Genomic DNA, 18,542 nt, shown 5'->3' with positions numbered 1-18,542 from the left:
TTCTCCCGCACGAAGCTTACGCTCCGCGCGCGCAAGACTGCTGAAGAACGTGCCTCTGATCGGAAGGTTCCGTCGCGTACTCGTGAAGTCGCCTTGGCTTGACTGTGGCCGGTCGGCTGCGCGAGCGCGCGGAACTTGAGCCGTCGCAAGCGCGTTTGTTCAGGCAGCGCATCACCCTGATGCACTTCGATTCAAACGGGGCAGCACATGACACAGTTATCTGCATCCCACCGGCGGCTTTCGCCGCGCACCTTCACCGCGTTTGCCTTTGCGACAGCATTGCTGACGATGCCAGCCGGCGTCGCAAGCGCGCAGACCCTTGGCTTACAGACTCTTGGCTTCACGCCGATGCAGCTACAGGCCTTCCCGCAAAACAACTATGTGACCGAGCAGCCGCAGGCCTCGGATGATCCGGTCGCCTCGGACGATGCCGTCCTGCCCGAGCGGCTGCGCCGGCAGATCGTCAGCTTCGACGGCAGCCAGCCGGCCGGCACGGTCGTGATCGATACCGGAAATACCGTGCTCTATTACGTGCTCGGCCAGGGCCGTGCGATCCGCTACGGCGTCGGCGTCGGGCGCGATGGCTTCACCTGGTCGGGCGTGCAGTCGATCAGCCGCAAGGCGGAGTGGCCGGACTGGCATCCGCCGGCGGAGATGATCGCGCGCCAGCCCTATCTGCCACGCTTCGTCGCCGGCGGCCCCGGCAATCCACTCGGCGCGCGCGCGATGTATCTGGGCGCGAGCGAGTATCGCATCCACGGCACCAATGACCCCACCACGATCGGAAAATTCGTCTCCTCCGGCTGCATCCGCCTGACCAACGCGGACGTCGTCGATCTCTTCAACCGGGTCAATATCGGTACCAGGGTCGTGGTGCTTCCGAAGAACGCGCCGCTCATGGCGCGGGGCAGCGACGGTAAACCGGCGCGCCCGGTCACGACGACGCTGACCTCGGGACGCCAGGCGCTCAACGTTTCGGCCGTCTCCCTGAACGGTTCGGCGCCGAGGTAACATGATCAGGCGTTCGACCGGCAAACGGATGAGAGCGGCGGCCTTGCTGTTCGCTTCGCTTAGCCTGGCGCTGACGTCGTCGGCGCGCGCGGAGGATTTCCTTTCGGCGCTGTTCGGCGCGTTCGGTGCCCGGCCGCCACCCCAGATCAGGATGCCGTCCCCCGCCGACGACATGCCGCGCTACGAGGCGCCACGGGTGCGCTCCTATGGCGGCGGACAGGCCTGGTGCGTACGCACCTGCGACGGGCGCCACTTCCCGGCGCAAGGCAACGACAGCGAAAGCAAGGCGCAGAGCTGCAACAGCTTCTGTCCGGCGGCCGAGACTACCCTGGTCTATGGCAGCGACATCGACGACGCGGTCACGGAGACCGGGCAGGACTATGCCGACCTGCCGAATGCCTACCGCTATCGCAACGAGCTCGTCGCGGGCTGTACCTGCAACGGCAAGGATTCCGTTGGCCTCGCCGCGGTCAAGGTCACGGACGACCCGACCTTGCGCAAGGGCGATATCGTCGCGAGCCCCGGCGGATTGGTGGTCGCCAATCGCAATGCCAACGACAGGCACGGCGTCGCCATGAACTTCTCGCCGCTGCCGGAATCCGTGCGGGCGAAATTCCGCCACCTGCCGGTGGTGGCGCGGGAGTAAGTGCTTCCATCTGCGCGCGGGCTGGTCCCGTGCTCGGCGAGGGCGCCCTCGAGCGCGGGGCCTATGCCGCGCGAATCTTGCCGAGGAAGTCGCTGACCTGGTCGCCGAGCTGGCGGCTTTGCGTCTCGAGTAGTTCGGAGGCGTGCTTGACGTTGTCAGCGGCCGCGGCGGCCGCATCGGCATCGGCCTTCACGCCCGTGATATTGTCCGAGACGTTCCTCGTGCCCTGCGCGGCAAATTGCGTGCTGCGGGTGATCTCCTGCGTCGCCGCGCCCTGTTCCTGCACGGCCGCCGCGATCGCGGTCGCGACCTCGTTGACCTCGCCGATGATGCGGCCGATCGCCTGGATTGCGGTGATGGCATCGCCCGCGACCTTCTGGATGCCGGCGACCTGCTCGGAAATCTCCTCCGTTGCCTTGGCCGTCTGGGTTGCCAGCGATTTGACCTCGGAGGCGACCACGGCAAAGCCGCGCCCGGCTTCGCCGGCGCGGGCCGCCTCGATCGTGGCGTTGAGCGCCAGGAGGTTGGTCTGCGCTGCGATGGTGTTGATCAGGTCGACCACTTCGCCGATCCGGCTCGCAGAGGAAGCAAGGCCCTGAACGGTCCCGTCGGTATCGCGCGCCTGGCTCACAGCGCGGCTTGCGATGCCGGCTGCATGCGCCGCCTGCTGGCTGATGTCGTTGATCGAGGCGCTCAACTCTTCGGCGGCCGAGGCGACACTGTCCACGCTCGTCGACGCGTCGCTGGAAGCCTTGCCCGCGACCTGGACGCGCTCGTTGGTCTGGCGCGACACGGTCGAGAGATCGCCCGAGGTCTTGCGCATCTCGCCGGAAGCCTGGCTCAGTTCGTCGAGCGTCCTGCGTACCAGGCTCTCGAACTCGCCGACGGAAGCCTCGACCGCGCGCTGACGCGCCGCGGTGCCCGCATTGCGCTCGCGCTCCTGGGTCTCGATCGTGAGCTTGTCGGCCGCCTGCTGCTTGAAGGTTTCGAGCGCGCCGGCGAGAGCGCCGATCTCGTCGCGGCGGTCGAGATAGCCGCTGTCGACCGAGAGATCGCCGCCGGCGACCTTGAGCATGGCGTCGCGAATGTTGTGCAAGGGCCGGATGACGCGGCGGGTGACGGCGATCATCGCGCCGACCGCGAGCGCGAGCGCAAAAGTCAGCATTGCGATCTGCACCGCAAGCGCACGGCTCGCGGCCGAATATTGGCCCGCGGCATAGTCCCGCGCTTCATCCAGCGCGCGCTCGGCGACCGCGACCGCAGTGCCCATGCGCTGCGCGGTTTGCGGCGTCCATTGATCGGCGGTCAGCTCGGTCTTGGAGCCGACCATGATCTGGTCGATCAGCCGGTCGCGAAGCGCCAGGTAGTCTGGATTGAAATAGGCGGCCTTGGCCGCGCTCATGGCGCCAGCGAGCAGCGGCGAGAGCTGCATGCCGAGGGTGGAGGATTCCAGCCCGCTCCAGGAATTCTCGATCGCACCGACCGATTTGGTGTAGGTCTGCTGCGCTTCCATCGGCAGGCTGCCGGTCGCCACGAGACCGGTCGCCACCAGATCGGACGCTTCGCCGGCCGTATTGCGCAACAGCCAGGCGGCCTGCTTGATCGACAGGAGCTGGTCGATCAGCGGGTCGTTGTGATTGACGGCGGCCGTCAGGTTGGCAGAGATCTTTTCGAGTGTCGCGAGCAGCGCGCCGGTGGCCTCGGTATAGTCCTTTGCGAGATTTGGGTGCCGCGCCTTCTTCGCCTTGCGCATGTCGTCCCAGGCATCGCCCTGGAGTGCGGTGAGCCTCTCGACCTCCCGGTTCAGCGCGCCCACCAGCGTCGTCTGCTCGGCGAACGGAATAGACGGCAGCAGCGCCGCTGCGGCGCGGATCGCCGGCATTTCAGCGTCGTGAATGCCGTGCAGGAACTTGTCGATCTCCGGCGAGACCGCAGCCTCGCCGTTCAGCGCGCGCGGGGTCGACGAGCGATCGGTGCGCAGATTGTGCATCGCCTTGAAGGCGTGGCTCGAAGCTTCGGCGACCGCCGCGATCTGGCTGGTTGCGCGCAGCCGCTCCCAGGATTGCCAGGCTGTTGTGACGAGCAGCCCGACGACACAGGCTGCGAGCAAGGCGATGACGGACTGGAGCAGCGTCGATACGCTCAAACGGCCAAACATGACTGGAATCCCCCCGGAAGCCGCATATTTCTCGCAAAAGGGGATGAATTTAGTTGTAACGCGCGACGGCAGGATAGCCGGGGGAGCATGGCAGGGCCCGCCGACCGGCGGATGTTAAGAGATCGTTACCCCCAGCATTGTCGTCCTGGCAAAAGGGCAGAGTCGTGGCCATTGGCGCTTCTGGTAGAAATACGCATTTGCCAGAGGTTGTAGTGGGTTGCCTGAATGGAACCGGAGCGAGGGGCGCGGCGTTGGGAGTCCGTTAGCAAAAGGGGGGCCCTGCGATGCTCATCGGCGTACTCGTCACCTTTCTCGTCGTCATCCTCGTTCTTTATCTCATCAACATGCTGCCGATCGACGGCCGCGCCAAGCAGATCGCGCGCGTTATCGTCATCATCATCGGCATCGTCTCGCTGTTGAAATATCTCACCGTGTTTTAGGCCGCGGCCGCAGCGTCGTAGTCTGGATGAGCGAAGCGACATCCGGGCTGAAATTGAGGCATGCCGGATATCGCTGCGCTCATCCCGGCTACAGGCTAAACAAAAGCCCCGGCGCGAGCCGGGGCTTTCGGTGTGTCGGGTCGCGTGGCTATTAGCCTGCCGTCTTAGCCCAGAGCCTTGGCCTCGCGGCGGCGTGCGGTGAGGATGTACTCGGTGTAGCCGTTCGGCTGCGAGCGGCCCTTGAAGACGAGATCGCAGGCGGCCTTGAACGCGACGCCGTCGAACGACGGCGCCATCGGCTTGTAGACTGCGTCACCAGCGTTCTGCTTGTCGACGACGACGGCCATGCGCTTGAGCGACTCCATCACCTGCGCCTCGGTGATGACGCCCTGGTGCAGCCAGTTCGCCAGATGCTGGCTCGAGATGCGCAAGGTGGCGCGGTCTTCCATCAGCCCGACGTCGTGGATGTCAGGGACCTTGGAGCAGCCGACGCCCTGGTCGATCCAGCGCACCACATAACCCAGAATGCCCTGGCAGTTGTTGTCGATCTCCTGCTTGACGTCATCGGGCGCCCAGTTCGACTTCGACACCGGAATGGTGAGGATGTCGGACAGCTTTGCGCGGGGCCCGCCCTTGGTGAGCTCCTGCTGGCGCGCGATGACATTGACCTGGTGATAGTGCAGCGCGTGGAGCGTCGCCGCCGTGGGCGAGGGCACCCAGGCAGTGGTGGCGCCGGCTTGCGGATGGGCAAGCTTCTGTTGCAGCATGTCCGCCATCTTGTCGGGCGCTGCCCACATGCCCTTGCCGATCTGGGCGTGGCCGGGCAGGCCGTCGATCAGTCCCATGTCGACGTTCCAGTCCTCATAGGCCTTGATCCACGCTTGCGCCTTCATCTCGTTCTTGCGGATCATCGGACCCGCTTCCATCGAGGTGTGGATCTCGTCGCCCGTGCGGTCGAGGAAGCCGGTATTGATGAAGACGATACGCTTGGAGGCTTGCTGAATGCAGGCCTTGAGGTTGACGGTGGTGCGTCGCTCCTCGTCCATGATGCCGACCTTGAGCGTGTTCTCCGGCAGTGCCAGCATCTGCTCGACGCGGCCGAAGATCTCGCAGGTCAGCGCCACTTCGTCGGGGCCGTGCATCTTCGGCTTGACGATGTAGACCGAGCCGGTGCGGCTGTTCTTGCTCTTCGAAAGACCCTTGAGGTCGTGGATCGCAAGCAAGCCCGTGACGGCGGCATCTAACAGGCCTTCCGGAATCTCTTCGCCCGTCTCATCGAGCACCGCGTCGGTGAACATGTGGTGACCGCAATTGCGGATCAGGAGCAGGCTGCGCCCGTGCAGCTTCACTTCGCCCTTGCCGTCCGGCGTCTTGTAGCTGCGGTCGGTGTTGAGCGAGCGGGTCAGCGTCTTGCCGCCCTTCTCGAAGTCGGCCGAGAGCGTGCCGTTCATCAGCCCGAGCGTGTTGCGGTAGACCAGCACCTTGTCCTCGGCATCGACCGCGGCGACGGAGTCTTCCATGTCGAGAATGGTGGATACCGCCGCCTCCATGATCATGTCGGCAACCCCGGCGGGATCGTCCTTGCCGATCGTGTTGCTGCGGTCGATCTTCACCTCGACATGCAGGCCGTTGTTCACGAGGAGCACCGCGGACGGCGCCGCCGCATCGCCCACATAGCCGGCGAACTGCGCGGCATTCTTCAGGGCGGTGGCGTTGCCGCTCTTCAGCTTCGCCGCGAGCTGGCCTGCGACCACGCTATAGGCGGTGACGTCGGTGTGGCTGCCGGTCGCGAGTGGCACGGCGGCATCGAGGAAGGCTTTTGCTTTCGCAATGACCTTGTCGCCGCGCGCCTTGCTGTAGCCCTTGGCGGTGTCGGCCGCGTCATGTGGGATCGCGTCGGTGCCGTAGAAGGCGTCGTAGAGCGAGCCCCAGCGCGCATTCGCTGCGTTCAGCGCGTAGCGCGCATTGGTGAGGGGCACGACGAGCTGCGGCCCGCAGATCTTGCCGATCTCTTCATCGACATTGACCGTCTCGACCTTCTGCGTCGCAGTCTCGGGCAGCAGATAGCCGATCTCCTTCAGGAAGGTGGTATAGGCATTGATGTCGAACGGCTTGCCCTTATTCGCGCGATGCCAGTCGTCGATCTTGGCCTGCAAGCTGTCGCGGACCGCGAGCAGCGCGCGGTTTTTGGGACCCAGCTCCTTCACGATCGCGGCAAGCCCGGCCCAGAACGCGTCCGGCGCGATGCCCGTCTTCGGGGCCGCTTCCTTCGCGACGAAGTCGAAGAGAACAGGGGCGATCTTCAAACCATGGGCGTCGTGGCGTTTCATGAGGGGCTTTCTTGTTGGATTTGGCTGTTTTTGGCCGCCTTTGACCCGCTGGCAGCAAAACGCGCCCATAACGGGCGACTTTCGAGGCCCTATTAGCCTCAAAACCGGGGCGGTGAGAAGACCCCTAAAGTCTGTCAAAATGTCAAGATGGGGTGCCGCGGACCAACGCAACCGTTGTCATTCCCCGCGAAGGCGGGGCATCCAATACGCTGCGGCTTCTCCGTATCCCATCGCTGTCTCTGGGATACTGGGTCGCCCGGTCAAGCCGGGCGACGACAAGGGGAAATAGGCGAGCCTCAAATATTCGCGGCGAGGTCGACGACCTCGTCGAACAGCACGCCGCTTGCCTTCAGCATCTGTTCGATCGCGTCGGTTGCGTCCGCGACCGAACGTGTCGAGGTGTCGATGGTCAGCTCGGCACCTTGCGGCGGCTGGTAGTCGTTGCCGATGCCGGTGAACGACTGAAGCGCGCCGGAGCGGGCTTTCGCGTAGTGGCCCTTGGGATCGCGGCTCTCGCAGACTTCCGCGGGCGTCGCGACGTAGATCTCGCGGAACGTCGTGTCGGCGATGCGGCGCGCCGTGGCGCGGTCCTCGCGCGCGGGCGAGACGGCCGCGACGATCGCGATATGGCCGTTGCGGGCGAGATGCGTCGCGACTTCCGCGAGCCGCCGGATGTTCTCGCTGCGATCGGCGGCAGAGAAGCCGAGATCGCTGTTCAGCCCCGCGCGCACCGTATCGCCGTCGAGCAGGATCGGCGAGCCGCCATTGGTGAACAGACGCCGCTCCAGCGCTTTTGCCAGCGTCGACTTGCCGGAGGCGGGAAGGCCGGTGAGCCAGACCACGGCGCCGTTGTGCTGATAGCGCGCGGACCGCTCGTCGGGACGGAGTGCGGATTCCACCGGCACGATGTCGACGGGCACGGCGCGCTGTCCGGCGTCGACCGACAGCACCAGGCCGCCGCCGGCGATGCGCCCGGAGACCTCGATCACGAGGCGCCCGGTGCGCGGGTTCTCGGTATAGGGATCGGTGGCAATCGGATTGGAAAGCGAGATGTCGATCTCGCCGACATGGTTGCGGCCGATCGCCTTGTTCTCGCTGCTCGAGAGCTCACCGGGGTCGACAGCCTTCTCGATCGCAACGACGGTGGCGCGGCTTTCCTTCGGCCCGCAGCGCACCAGGAGCTGATCGCCCTTGGCGAGCGGCTTGTCGTGCAGCCAGAAGATGCGCGCGCGCAGGCGCCGCGTCTCGCGCGGCGCGGCGCCCGCATGCGCGATGATATCGCCGCGCTCGACGAACAGCTCGCGGTCGAGCGTGATGCCGACCGAGCGGCCCGCACCCTGCCGGGTCGCAACCGGCGTTACCGGCCAGCTCTCGACGGTCTTGATCTTGGCGATCTTGCCAGCCGGCATGATCACGATCTCATCGCCGGCAACCAGGCTGCCGGACTCGATGCGGCCCGCCACGATGCGGCGGTCGTCGAATTTGTAGATCGCCTGCACGGGCAGGCGCAGCGCCAGCGCCTTCAGCGGCCGCGCCGGCTCGAGCCGGTCGAGCGCCTCGACCACGGTCGGGCCCTTGTACCAGCCGATGCGATCGGTACGTTCCGCGACGCCGTCGCCGTCGCGCGCCGAAATCGGGATCACCGCCGTCGGCGTGACACCGAGGCCCTTCAGATGTGCCGAAATCTCGTCGCTGATCTCCTTGAATCGATCCGCGCTGAAATCGACGCGGTCCATCTTGTTGACGACGATCGCGACCTGCTTCACGCCGAGCAGATGCAGGAGATAGCCGTGCCGGCGGGTCTGGTCGCGCACGCCTTCAAGCGCATCGATGATCAGCACCGCGCCGTCGGCCTGCGAGGCGCCGGTGATCATGTTGCGGAGGAATTCCGCGTGGCCCGGCGCGTCGATCAGGACGATGTCGCGCGAATTGGTACGGAAGCGGATCTGCGTGGTGTCGATGGTGATGCCCTGGTCGCGCTCAGTCTGCAGCGCGTCGAGCAGGAACGACCATTCGAAGGGCATGCCGCGCCGTGCGCTGACGGCCTTGAGCATTTCGAGCTTGCCCTCGGGCAGGCTGCCGGTCTCATGCAGGAGGCGACCGACCAGCGTCGACTTGCCGTGGTCGACATGGCCGACGATGACGATGCGGACCTGCGGACGCGTGGTGCCGTTCGGAGTTGCTGGCGTAGCAGAAGTGACGAGCATGTTCATAGCCGCGTTGCGTCCTCAGGGATCAGAGATAACCGGCGACGCGCAGGCGCTCGAAGGCGTCCTCGGTCTCATGGTCGAGCGCACGGCCCGCGCGCTCCGGCACCTTGGTCTGTTCGAGCTCGATCAGGATCTCGTCGATGTTGGACGCTGTCGAAGCGACCGGATTGGTGATGTCCTGATCACCCAGTGAGCGATAGCGCTTGCCGTTCTGCGACAGATAAAGCGGGATGATCGGGATGTTCTCGCGCTTGGTGTAGGCCCAGATGTCGGCCTCGGTCCAATGCAGGATCGGATGAATGCGCAAATGGGCGCCCTGCGGCGGCGAGGCGTTGAAGTGGTCCCAGAACTCCGGCGGCTGGTCGCGCACGTCCCAGTTGCCTTCAAGACCGCGCGGCGAGAACACGCGCTCCTTGGCACGCGTTGCCTCCTCGTCGCGACGGATGCCGGCGATCAGGCCGTCGAAGCCATATTTGGCGAGCGCCATCTTCAGGCCTTCCGTCTTGCGTGCGGCCGAGCGTGCGGCCGGCGGCAGCGTCGGATCGACGGCATCAATGGGCGGGCAGGGCTCGACGCGCAGGTCGAGCTCCCATTCCTTGCCGTAGTGATCGCGGAAGCGATACATCTCCGGAAACTTCTTGCCGGTATCGACATGCAGGGCCGGGAACGGCATCCGGCCGAAGAAGGCCTTCCGTGCCAGCCAGATCATGACGTTGGAGTCTTTGCCGAGCGACCATAGCAGGGCGATCTTCTTCAACCGGGCGAAGGCCTCGCGGAAGATGTAGATGCTCTGCGCTTCCAGCTGGTCGAGATGGTCCATGCTGGGCGGGAGATCTGCAGAAGATTCTTGCGCGCCCAGGCGCCCGATGAGGGCCGGGCTGCTCACTCCGACAGCTGCGGAATCGTCCTTGAGAAGATGCATCTCTGCCACTTTGCGTTTGGAGGCGAAAATTCTATAGTTGCGGCGCAGAAGAGAAGAAAAAATTTTCTCTTTGCGCGCTCGAAACGAGACATATATAGAAAATAATTCCAGTCAACCCCGTAATTGGGGAAGCAGGTACCGTATGCGCTTCTTGCCGGTATTCCTCGACATCAAGACCGGTCCGGTGGTCCTCATCGGCGCGGGTGAGCTGCTGCGCGCCAAATTGCGCGTGCTCGCGGCCGCCGGCGCGCGCACCCGTGTTCATGCGACTGATGGTAATCGCGACCTCAGCGGTGTCGGTGCCGATGATGCGCAACGCGTGACCTTTCTCGACGGCGATCCACTCACCGCGGATCTGACCGGTGTCATCGCCATAGTATGCGCAGGCGCAGGTGACATCGGCGTGGCGATGTCGGCGCGCGCGAAGTCGCTCGGATTGCCCGTCAACGTCATGGACGATCTCGAGCATTCGAGCTTCATCTTCCCCGCGATCGTCGACCGCGGCGACGTCGTGGTCGCCGTCGGCACCGGCGGCGCCTCGCCGGTCGTGGCGCGGCGCCTGCGCGAGAAGATCGAGGCGCTCCTGCCCGCTCGAATTGGCGATCTCGCCGAATTCATCGGCGGTTTCCGCAAATCCATTCACGCCGCGATTGCCGAGTTTCCGTTGCGCCGCCGTTTCTGGGAGCGCGTGATCGACGGCCCGATTGGCGCTCTGGTGCTCGCGGGCCGAAGGGCCGAGGCGGAAGCCGCGCTCAAGGCCGTTGCCGATCCCTCCGCGTTCGCGTTGGCCGACAAGCCGGCAGGGTACGTCGCGCTGGTCGGCGCCGGCCCCGGCGATCCCGATCTCCTCACCATCAAGGCACTGCGCGCGCTCCAGGATGCCGACGTCGTTTTCTATGATGAGCTGGTGTCACCTGAAATTCTCGATCGTATCCGCCGCGATACCGCGCGCATTCCGGTCGGTCGCCGCGTCGGCAAGCCCGGTATCGGCCAGGACGCGATTAACAAGCTGATGATCGAAGCGGCGCAGTCCGGCCAGCGTGTGGTGCGACTGAAGGGCGGCGATCCCTTCGTGTTCGGCCGCGGCGGCGAGGAAGTCGAAGCGCTGCGCGCGGCCGGCGTCGCCTATTCGATCGTGCCGGGCATCACCGCCGGGCTTGGTGGCGCCGCCGATTTCGAGGTGCCGCTCACCTACCGTCACGAGGCGCTGCGCATCACCTTCCTCACCGCGCACAAGGCGCGGGATGCCGAGACCGTCGACTGGTCGACGCTGACCGACACCAAGATGACTGTCGTCGTCTATATGGGCATGACCGCCGCGCCCGTGGTGCGCGAGGGTCTTCTCGCCGCTGGCCGCTCGCCGGAGACGCCCGTCGGCGTGTTCGCGCGCGTCACGCGCCCAGATGCGCAAGGCGCGATCGGGACGCTTGCAGAGCTGCCCGAACTCGTCAGACGTCTCGACGGCGGTCCCGCCGTTCTCATCATCGGCGATGTGGTCCGGCATGCCGGCGCCTTTCGCCATCAATCCCCCAGGCAAATCATCTCTGAGCTATTGGAAGCTGCCCAATGACCTCTCCTCTTGAACAAAAGAAAATCAAGATCGCCGGCCCCTCGGTCGTGACCGCCAACCGCACCTGGGATGGCATCGTGGTCTATCGCACCGCCGCCAAAGGCTGGTCCGCCGACCTGTCAGAGGCCGCGATCGTGCGCAACTCGGATGAGGCCAAGGCGTTGCTTGCGGAGTCGGTGGCCGATGACGTCGGCGCAGTCGGCGCCTATATCGCGCCTGTGCAGGTCGACGAGGACGGCAAGATCCTCCCCGGGAACCTGCGCGAGCAAATCCGCCGCACCGGTGTGACCATCGGATCGCAGGCTCAGGTTTAAGGCACTTCTCGATGTACGCTTATGATGAAATCGACCGCACGCTGGTCAACGAGCGGGTCTCGGAATTCCGCGACCAGGTGAAGCGCCGCCTCTCGGGCGAGCTCACCGAGGACGAATTCAAGATCCTTCGCCTGCAGAACGGCGTCTATCTGCAACTGCACGCCTACATGTTCCGCGTCGCGATCCCCTACGGGACGCTGTCCTCGGAACAGCTGCGCCGGCTTGCGCATATCGCGCGTCGCTATGACCGCGGTTATGGCCACTTCACCACGCGGCAGAACATCCAGTTCAACTGGATCAAGCTCGCCGAATTGCCGGATGCGCTGGCCGATCTCGCCGAGGTCGGCATCCATGCGATGCAGACCTCCGGCAACAACATGCGCAACGTCACCTCGGACCAGTGGGCCGGCGTCGCGCCGGGCGAGATCGAGGATCCGCGCATCTGGTCGGAGCTGCTCCGCCAGCACACCACGCTGCATCCCGAGTTCTCGTTCCTGCCGCGAAAATTCAAGATCGCGATCACCGCGTCCGATCACGATCGTGCCGCAATCAAGATCCACGATATCGGTCTGCGCCTCGTCAAGAACGAGAAGGGCGAGACCGGCTTCGAGGTGCTGGTCGGCGGCGGGCTTGGCCGCACGCCGTTCATCGCCAAGACCATCAAGCATTTCGTCCATGGCCGCGACATCCTGAGCTATGTCGAGGCGATCCTGCGCGTCTACAACCAGTATGGCCGCCGCGACAACATCTACAAGGCGCGTATCAAGATCCTCGTCCACGAGCTCGGCATCGAGAAGTTTTCGCGCGAGGTCGAGGACGAGTGGCAGCATATCCGCAACTCCTCGCTCCAGATCGACGATAGCGTCATCGAGGACATCCGCTCGCGCTTCTCCTATCCGGCCTACGAGAAGCTGCCGCATATGCCCGACGAGCTGCGCCAGGCCGCGGCCGATCCGGAGTTCGAGGCGTGGCGGAAGAACTCGGTGGCCCCGCACAAGGCGCAGGGCTACTCGATCGTCACGATCTCGCTGAAGCCGACCGGCGGACCTCCGGGCGATGCCACGGCCGAGCAGATGGACGCGCTCGCCGATCTCGCCGATAAATATTCCTTCGGAGAGATCCGCGTCGGTCACGAGCAGAACCTGGCGCTGCCGCATGTCGCCAAGCGTGATCTGCCGGCCTTGTGGAAGGCCCTCGACAAGCTCGGGCTCGCTACGCCCAACGTCAACCTGATCACCGACATCATCGCCTGCCCGGGCCTCGATTATTGCTCGCTGGCGAACGCGCGCTCGATCCCGATCGCGCAGGAGCTGACGCGGCGCTTTGCCAATCACGAGCTCGCCAACCTGATCGGCCGTCTGCACATCAACATCTCTGGCTGCATCAACGCCTGCGGCCATCACCATGTCGGTCACATCGGCATTCTCGGCGTCGAGAAGAACGGCGAGGAGGTCTACCAGATCACCATCGGTGGCCGCGCCGACGAGAATGCGGCACTCGGCAACCTGATCGGCCCCGGCGTGAAATTCGACGAGGTCGCCGACGTGGTCGAGGACATCGTCGAGGCCTATCTCGCGTTGCGCGAGCGGCCGGAAGAACTGTTTATCGATACCGTCAAACGCCTCGGTGTCGAACCATTCAAGGAGCGGGTTTATGCCACTCGTTAAGGGCGGAAAAATCGTCGAGGATAGTTTCGTCAAGCTCGACGTCGATGCGCCGCTGCCCGCCGCCGGCGATATCCTGGTGCCTGGCGACCGCTTCCTGAAGGATGCGGACGCCTTGCTTGCGCGTCCCGGCAAGGTCGGCGTGATCTGGCCGAACAATCGTGACATCGACGCGCTGGTGCCGTATCTCGGCAAGCTTGCTGCGGTCGCGCTGGTGTTCCCGACCTTCCGCGACGGTCGCGCCTACAGCCAGTCGCGGCTGCTGCGCGAACGCCACGACTATCGCGGCGAGCTGCGCGCAACAGGCCAAGTGCTGCGTGACCAGTTCGTGTTCATGCTGCGCGCCGGCTTCGACAGCTTCGAGGTCAAGAAGCAGGCCGATGCGGAAGCCTTTACGCAGACCGTGAAGCGCTATTCGGTGTTCTACCAGCCGACCGGCGATGGCCGCATCACCGCACTGCATCGGCGCATGCAACTGCGCCATTCGGAAGGTGTCGGCACGTGAACGCGATCGCGCCCGGGGATTCATTGTCGGCCGCGCCGGCACTGCCGTCGGCCGACGAGCTCAATCGCGCGTTGCGCGATGCCGCGCCCGGAGAGGTCGTTGCTGCGGCATTGAAGGTCGTCGGGCGCGAACGATTGGCGGTCGTGTCATCGTTCGGAACGGAATCGGCTGCGCTGCTCAAGGTGGTGGCCGACGTCGATCCGGCGATCCCGGTGGTCTTTCTCGACACCGGCTGGCTGTTCGAGGAGACGCTCGCCTATCGCGACACGCTGATCGCGACGCTCGGACTGAAGGATGTCCGCTCGATCGCGCCTCTGGCGGAGACGTTGACGCGCGAGGATCCCGATCGCGATCTCTGGTTCTCCAATCCCGACGCCTGCTGCCGTATCCGCAAAGTCGAGCCGTTGGCGCGGGCGCTGAAACCGTTCACCGCATGGATCAACGGCCGCAAGCGTTTTCAGGGTGGCGTGCGCGCCGAGATTCCGGTGGTCGAAGATGATGGCGCGCGATTGAAGTTCAATCCGTTCGCCAACGTTTCGCGCGAAGACATCAAGGCGATCTTCGCGCGTGCCAAATTGCCGCAGCATCCACTTCAGGCCTCAGGTTTCCTGTCGGTTGGGTGTATGCCTTGCACCAGCCGCGCGGCTGAAGGCGAGGACGAGCGGGCGGGCCGTTGGCGCGGCCGCGGCAAAACAGAATGCGGCATCCACACGATGAAGATTCCGTAGCACAGCCGCGCTACGTCGCCGCAAACAAGAAAATCCGGTTCCGTTGACTTAGAAGCATTTCGACCCGAGTTATGCCCGCATGCCATCGATGACGCCGATGTTGTCGAGGTAAATGGAGATGGACATGATCCGCCGTATTGTTCCGCTCGCGGCAGGCCTCCTCTGGGCAAGCTCGGCTTTCGCTGCTGACATCAACCTCTTGAACGTGTCGTACGATCCGACGCGTGAGCTCTATGTCGAATTCAACAAGGCGTTTGCGAACGCCTATCAGAAGGAGACTGGCAAGAGCGTCGAGATCAAGCAGTCGCATAATGGCTCGGGCGCGTCGGCGCGCAGCGTCATCGACGGCTTGCAGGCGGACGTGGTGACGCTCGCGCTCGCTTATGACATCGACGCGATCGCGGCCAAGGGCCTTACGGCCGCCGACTGGCAAAAGCGACTACCGGAGAATTCGTCCCCCTACACGTCGACGATTGTGTTCCTGGTGCGCAAGGGCAACCCCAAGGGCATCAAGGACTGGGACGACCTGATCAAGCCGGGCGTCGCCGTCATCACGCCGAACCCGAAGACGTCGGGCGGTGCGCGCTGGAACTATCTGGCAGCCTGGGGCTACGCGCTGAAGAAGTACGGCTCCGTCGACAAGACCAAGGAGTTCATCGGCAAGCTGTACCAGCAGGTGCCTGTCCTCGATACCGGTGCCCGCGGCTCGACCGTGACCTTCGTTGAACGCGGCGTCGGTGACGTGTTGATCGCCTGGGAGAACGAGGCATACCTGGCCCTGAAGGAATTCGGCCCGGAAAAATTCGAGATCGTGGCGCCGCCGCAGTCGATCCTCGCCGAGCCGCCAGTCGCGGTCGTTGACAAGGTGGTCGACAAGAAGGGCACCCGCAACGTAGCCGATGCCTATCTGCAATATTGGTATACCAAGGAAGGTCAGGAAATCGCGGCGCGCAACTTCTACCGTCCGCGTGATCCGGCGATCGCGAAGAAATACGAGAACTCTTTCGCAAAGGTCAGCTTGTTCACTATCGACGACGTGTTTGGCGGGTGGACCAAGGCGCAGAAGGAACATTTTGCCGATGGCGGCGTCTTCGATCAGATCTACAAGAACTGATCGGGCGCTGTCTTGGAGCATGATCCGGAAAAGTGTGAAGCGGTTTTCCGAAGAGATCATGCTCAAACAACAACCTGAAGCGCGATGATGAATCATCTCAATCTCATCGCGCTTTAGGAGGCTTTAGCAGGGGGCCTGGTGAGCGCAATCGCAGCAAGACGACGGACATTGCCGGGCTTCGGTCTCACGATGGGACTAACGCTGTCCTGGTTGTCGATCATCATCCTGATTCCGCTCGCGGGTCTTTTCTTGCGCACGCTCGAGCTGAGCCCCGAGCAGTTCTGGGCCATCCTGACCAGCCGCCGCACGCTGAACGCGCTGCGGGTGTCCTTCGGGCTCGCCTTTGCTGCGGCCTGCGTCAATCTCGTCATGGGCAGCATCATCGTCTGGGCGCTGGTGCGCTATCGCTTCCCTGGCCGGCGGCTGTTCGATGCCATCGTCGACGTGCCCTTTGCGCTGCCGACGGCGGTTGCCGGTGTCGCGCTGACCTCGCTGTTCGCGGAAAAAGGTTGGCTGGGCGCGCCGCTCGCAGCTCTCGGCATCAAGGTCGCGTTCACGCCGCTCGGCATCTTCATCGCCATGATCTTCATCGGCATCCCCTTCGTGGTGCGCACCGTGCAACCGGTGCTGCAGGATCTCGATCCCGAGATCGAGGAGGCGGCAGGAAGTCTGGGGGCCAGCCGTTGGCAGACCATCATTCGCGTGATCCTGCCCTCGCTCGCGCCGGCGCTGCTGACCGGACTGGCGCTCGCCTTCGCCCGCGCCGTCGGCGAGTACGGCTCGGTGATCTTCATTGCCGGCAACATGCCGAACGTGTCCGAGATCGCGCCGCTCCTGATCGTGATCCGGCTCTCTGAATTCCGCTATGCCGACGCGACCGCGATCGCGGTCATCATGCTCGTCGTTTCTTTCGTCATCATCTTCGCGGTCAACCGGTTGCAGCGCTGGGCGCAGAACCGAATCCCGGTACATTGAGGGCGGATACGATGACGATGCAGATCGCCGATTCAGTCTCGCTCTCCTCGCCCGACGCAAAAGCGCGCCTGCGTGCGGTCGCCACGCGCGAAAATCTTCGTACCGAACCGAAGGCGGTGCGGATCGCGATCACCTCCGCTGCGATCCTCTTCCTCACCGTCTTCGTCGTGCTGCCGCTGGTCGTCGTGTTTGCGCAGGCCCTCTCCAAGGGCATCATGGCCTATCTCGCCGCGCTGTCGGAGCCGGAGGCGCTGGCCGCGATCCGGCTGACGCTGCTGGTGGCTGCGATCTCGGTCGGCCTCAATCTCGTGTTCGGTCTGATCGCGGCCTGGGCGATCGCCAAATTCGAGTTCAAGGGCAAGACCTTCCTGATCACGCTGATCGACCTGCCGTTCTCCGTCAGCCCTGTGATCTCGGGTCTCGTCTTCGTGCTCTTGTTCGGCGCGCAGGGCTATTTCGGCGGCTGGCTGCGTGATCACGACATCCAGATCTTGTTCGCGGTGCCCGGCATCGCGCTCGCGACCACCTTCGTGACCTTCCCTTTCGTGGCGCGTGCGCTGATCCCCTTGATGCAGGAACAGGGCACGCAGGAGGAAGAGGCCGCGATCTCGCTTGGCGCCTCGGGTCTGCAAACGTTTTTCCGTGTGACCTTGCCCAATATCAAATGGGGCGTGCTCTATGGCGTGCTGCTCTGCAATGCGCGCGCGATGGGGGAGTTCGGCGCGGTTTCTGTCGTGTCCGGCCATGTCCGCGGCGAGACCAACACCATGCCGCTGCTGGTCGAGATCCTCTACAACGAATACCAGTTCGTTGCCGCGTTCGCGATCGCCTCGCTGCTCGCGATGCTGGCACTGATAACGCTAATTGCCAAAACCGTTCTCGAACGTCATCTGGACGAAGGACACGACTCCCGTGACCATTGAAGTCAAGAATCTCGTCAAGAAGTTCGGCAGCTTTGCGGCGCTCGACGGCGTCGACCTCAAGGTCGACAATGGCGAGTTGCTGGCGCTGCTCGGTCCCTCCGGCTCCGGCAAGACCACGCTGCTTCGGATCATCGCCGGCCTGGATTGGCCGGATTCGGGTGAAGTCTCTTTCAACGGTGAGGACGCACTCGCGCGGGGCGCGCGCGAGCGGAATGTCGGTTTCGTGTTCCAGCATTACGCGCTGTTCCGCCATATGACCGTTTTCGAGAACGTCGCCTTCGGCCTGCGCGTGCAGCCACGCGCGGCGAGGAAAGAGGAGGCGGCGATCCGCTCGCGCGTCAAGGAGTTGCTCGATCTCGTGCAGCTCGACTGGCTCGCCGACCGCTATCCAAGCCAGCTCTCTGGCGGCCAGCGCCAGCGTATTGCGCTGGCGCGTGCGCTCGCAATCGAGCCGCGCATCCTGTTGCTCGATGAGCCCTTCGGTGCGCTGGATGCGAAGGTGCGCAAGGAGCTGCGCAAATGGCTGCGCTCGCTACACCACGAGATCAACGTCACCTCGATCTTCGTCACGCACGACCAGGAGGAGGCACTCGAAGTCGCCAACCGCGTCGTGGTGATGGACAAGGGCAAGATCGAGCAGATCGGCTCTCCCGCTGACGTCTATGAACGACCGGCAACCGCCTTCGTGCACGGTTTCATCGGCGAATCCATCGAGCTGCCGGTTCAGGTTGCCGATGGCGTGGTCCGGCTTGGTGATCGGCCGCTCGGGCTCGCAGCTGATGGGCTCACGTCTGGCGCGTCACGGCTGTTCGTACGGCGACACGACATGCTCGTCGGCCCGCCCGGCAGTGGCGCCTTCGAGGGCGCCGTGCAGCATGTGCGGAACTTCGGCCCTGTGCAGCGTGCCGAAGTCGCGCTGTTGGGTGGCGAAACCATCGAGATCGACGCCCCCCGCGACAAGGAGTTGTACGCCGGCGACAGGGTCGGCCTGGAGCTCCGCCGTTACCGGATATTTGCGGGCGCCTGAGGCCG

At 64.4% G+C, this 18,542-nt stretch carries 16 protein-coding genes; 12 read left to right on the top strand and 4 right to left on the bottom strand.

The features are described from left to right. Nucleotides 1-207: 207 nt before the first annotated feature. Together SO140_RS27605 and SO140_RS27600 are read left to right on the top strand one after the other, a co-directional pair. Nucleotides 208-1,011: a L,D-transpeptidase gene (locus SO140_RS27605; RefSeq protein WP_449377006.1), complete on the top strand. Its 804-nt coding sequence runs from the start codon at nt 208-210 to the stop codon at nt 1,009-1,011. A gap of 1 nt (nt 1,012) precedes the next feature. Continuing rightward, nucleotides 1,013-1,657: a DUF2865 domain-containing protein gene (locus SO140_RS27600; protein WP_449377005.1), complete on the top strand. Its 645-nt coding sequence runs from the start codon at nt 1,013-1,015 to the stop codon at nt 1,655-1,657. A gap of 61 nt (nt 1,658-1,718) precedes the next feature. Here SO140_RS27600 and SO140_RS27595 read toward each other — a convergent pair whose 3' ends face one another. After that, nucleotides 1,719-3,815, bottom strand: a complete 2,097-nt coding sequence (locus tag SO140_RS27595; protein WP_474799101.1) for a methyl-accepting chemotaxis protein — start codon at nt 3,813-3,815, stop codon at nt 1,719-1,721. A 284-nt stretch (nt 3,816-4,099) separates the two neighbouring features. Between SO140_RS27595 and SO140_RS27590 the strand changes: the two genes are divergently transcribed. Then, nucleotides 4,100-4,255 carry a Thivi_2564 family membrane protein gene (locus SO140_RS27590; RefSeq protein ID WP_474799099.1) on the top strand — a complete coding sequence of 52 codons (156 nt, stop codon included), beginning with the start codon at nt 4,100-4,102 and terminating at the stop codon, nt 4,253-4,255. 164 nt (nt 4,256-4,419) lie between these two features. Here SO140_RS27590 and SO140_RS27585 read toward each other — a convergent pair whose 3' ends face one another. The 3 genes from SO140_RS27585 to cysD all read right to left on the bottom strand — a co-directional run bounded on the left by SO140_RS27585 (nt 4,420) and on the right by cysD (nt 9,615). Next, the gene (locus tag SO140_RS27585; RefSeq protein WP_474799097.1) at nt 4,420-6,585 is read right to left on the bottom strand and encodes a malate synthase G; all 2,166 of its coding nucleotides are present in this window, start codon (nt 6,583-6,585) and stop codon (nt 4,420-4,422) included. A gap of 296 nt (nt 6,586-6,881) precedes the next feature. Beyond that, nucleotides 6,882-8,798, bottom strand: coding sequence for an adenylyl-sulfate kinase (gene cysC, locus SO140_RS27580; RefSeq protein WP_449377001.1), 1,917 nt, complete (start codon nt 8,796-8,798; stop codon nt 6,882-6,884). A 22-nt stretch (nt 8,799-8,820) separates the two neighbouring features. Next, nucleotides 8,821-9,615 (bottom strand): sulfate adenylyltransferase subunit CysD, encoded by a 795-nt coding sequence (gene cysD / locus SO140_RS27575; RefSeq protein WP_449377000.1) that lies wholly within the window; start codon nt 9,613-9,615, stop codon nt 8,821-8,823. Between the two features lie 244 nt (nt 9,616-9,859). Between cysD and cysG the strand changes: the two genes are divergently transcribed. From cysG to SO140_RS27530, 9 genes are all read left to right on the top strand, one after another. Further along, nucleotides 9,860-11,287: a siroheme synthase CysG gene (gene cysG / locus SO140_RS27570; protein ID WP_474799094.1), complete on the top strand. Its 1,428-nt coding sequence runs from the start codon at nt 9,860-9,862 to the stop codon at nt 11,285-11,287. Continuing rightward, on the top strand, nt 11,284-11,601 hold the full coding sequence (locus SO140_RS27565; protein WP_449376998.1) for a DUF2849 domain-containing protein: 318 nt from the start codon (nt 11,284-11,286) through the stop codon (nt 11,599-11,601). Before cysG ends, SO140_RS27565 begins: the two co-directional genes overlap by 4 nt. A gap of 11 nt (nt 11,602-11,612) precedes the next feature. Further along, a complete protein-coding gene (locus tag SO140_RS27560) occupies nt 11,613-13,268 on the top strand; it encodes a nitrite/sulfite reductase (RefSeq protein ID WP_474799092.1) in 1,656 nt (551 codons plus the stop codon). Continuing rightward, a complete protein-coding gene (locus tag SO140_RS27555) occupies nt 13,255-13,770 on the top strand; it encodes a DUF934 domain-containing protein (RefSeq protein WP_284268293.1) in 516 nt (171 codons plus the stop codon). Before SO140_RS27560 ends, SO140_RS27555 begins: the two co-directional genes overlap by 14 nt. Next, the gene (locus tag SO140_RS27550) at nt 13,767-14,498 is read left to right on the top strand and encodes a phosphoadenylyl-sulfate reductase (RefSeq protein ID WP_449376996.1); all 732 of its coding nucleotides are present in this window, start codon (nt 13,767-13,769) and stop codon (nt 14,496-14,498) included. Before SO140_RS27555 ends, SO140_RS27550 begins: the two co-directional genes overlap by 4 nt. A 112-nt stretch (nt 14,499-14,610) precedes the next feature. Beyond that, nucleotides 14,611-15,612 carry a sulfate ABC transporter substrate-binding protein gene (locus SO140_RS27545; protein WP_449376995.1) on the top strand — a complete coding sequence of 334 codons (1,002 nt, stop codon included), beginning with the start codon at nt 14,611-14,613 and terminating at the stop codon, nt 15,610-15,612. Between the two features lie 138 nt (nt 15,613-15,750). Further along, nucleotides 15,751-16,587, top strand: coding sequence for a sulfate ABC transporter permease subunit CysT (gene cysT / locus SO140_RS27540; protein ID WP_449376994.1), 837 nt, complete (start codon nt 15,751-15,753; stop codon nt 16,585-16,587). A gap of 11 nt (nt 16,588-16,598) precedes the next feature. Then, on the top strand, nt 16,599-17,510 hold the full coding sequence (gene cysW, locus SO140_RS27535; RefSeq protein ID WP_449376993.1) for a sulfate ABC transporter permease subunit CysW: 912 nt from the start codon (nt 16,599-16,601) through the stop codon (nt 17,508-17,510). Next, a complete protein-coding gene (locus tag SO140_RS27530) occupies nt 17,500-18,537 on the top strand; it encodes a sulfate/molybdate ABC transporter ATP-binding protein (protein ID WP_449376992.1) in 1,038 nt (345 codons plus the stop codon). Before cysW ends, SO140_RS27530 begins: the two co-directional genes overlap by 11 nt. Nucleotides 18,538-18,542 lie beyond the last annotated feature (5 nt).

It is taken from the genome of Bradyrhizobium sp. UFLA05-108, from assembly GCF_059803455.1.
This window is presented reverse-complemented; position numbering and strand designations above follow the sequence as displayed.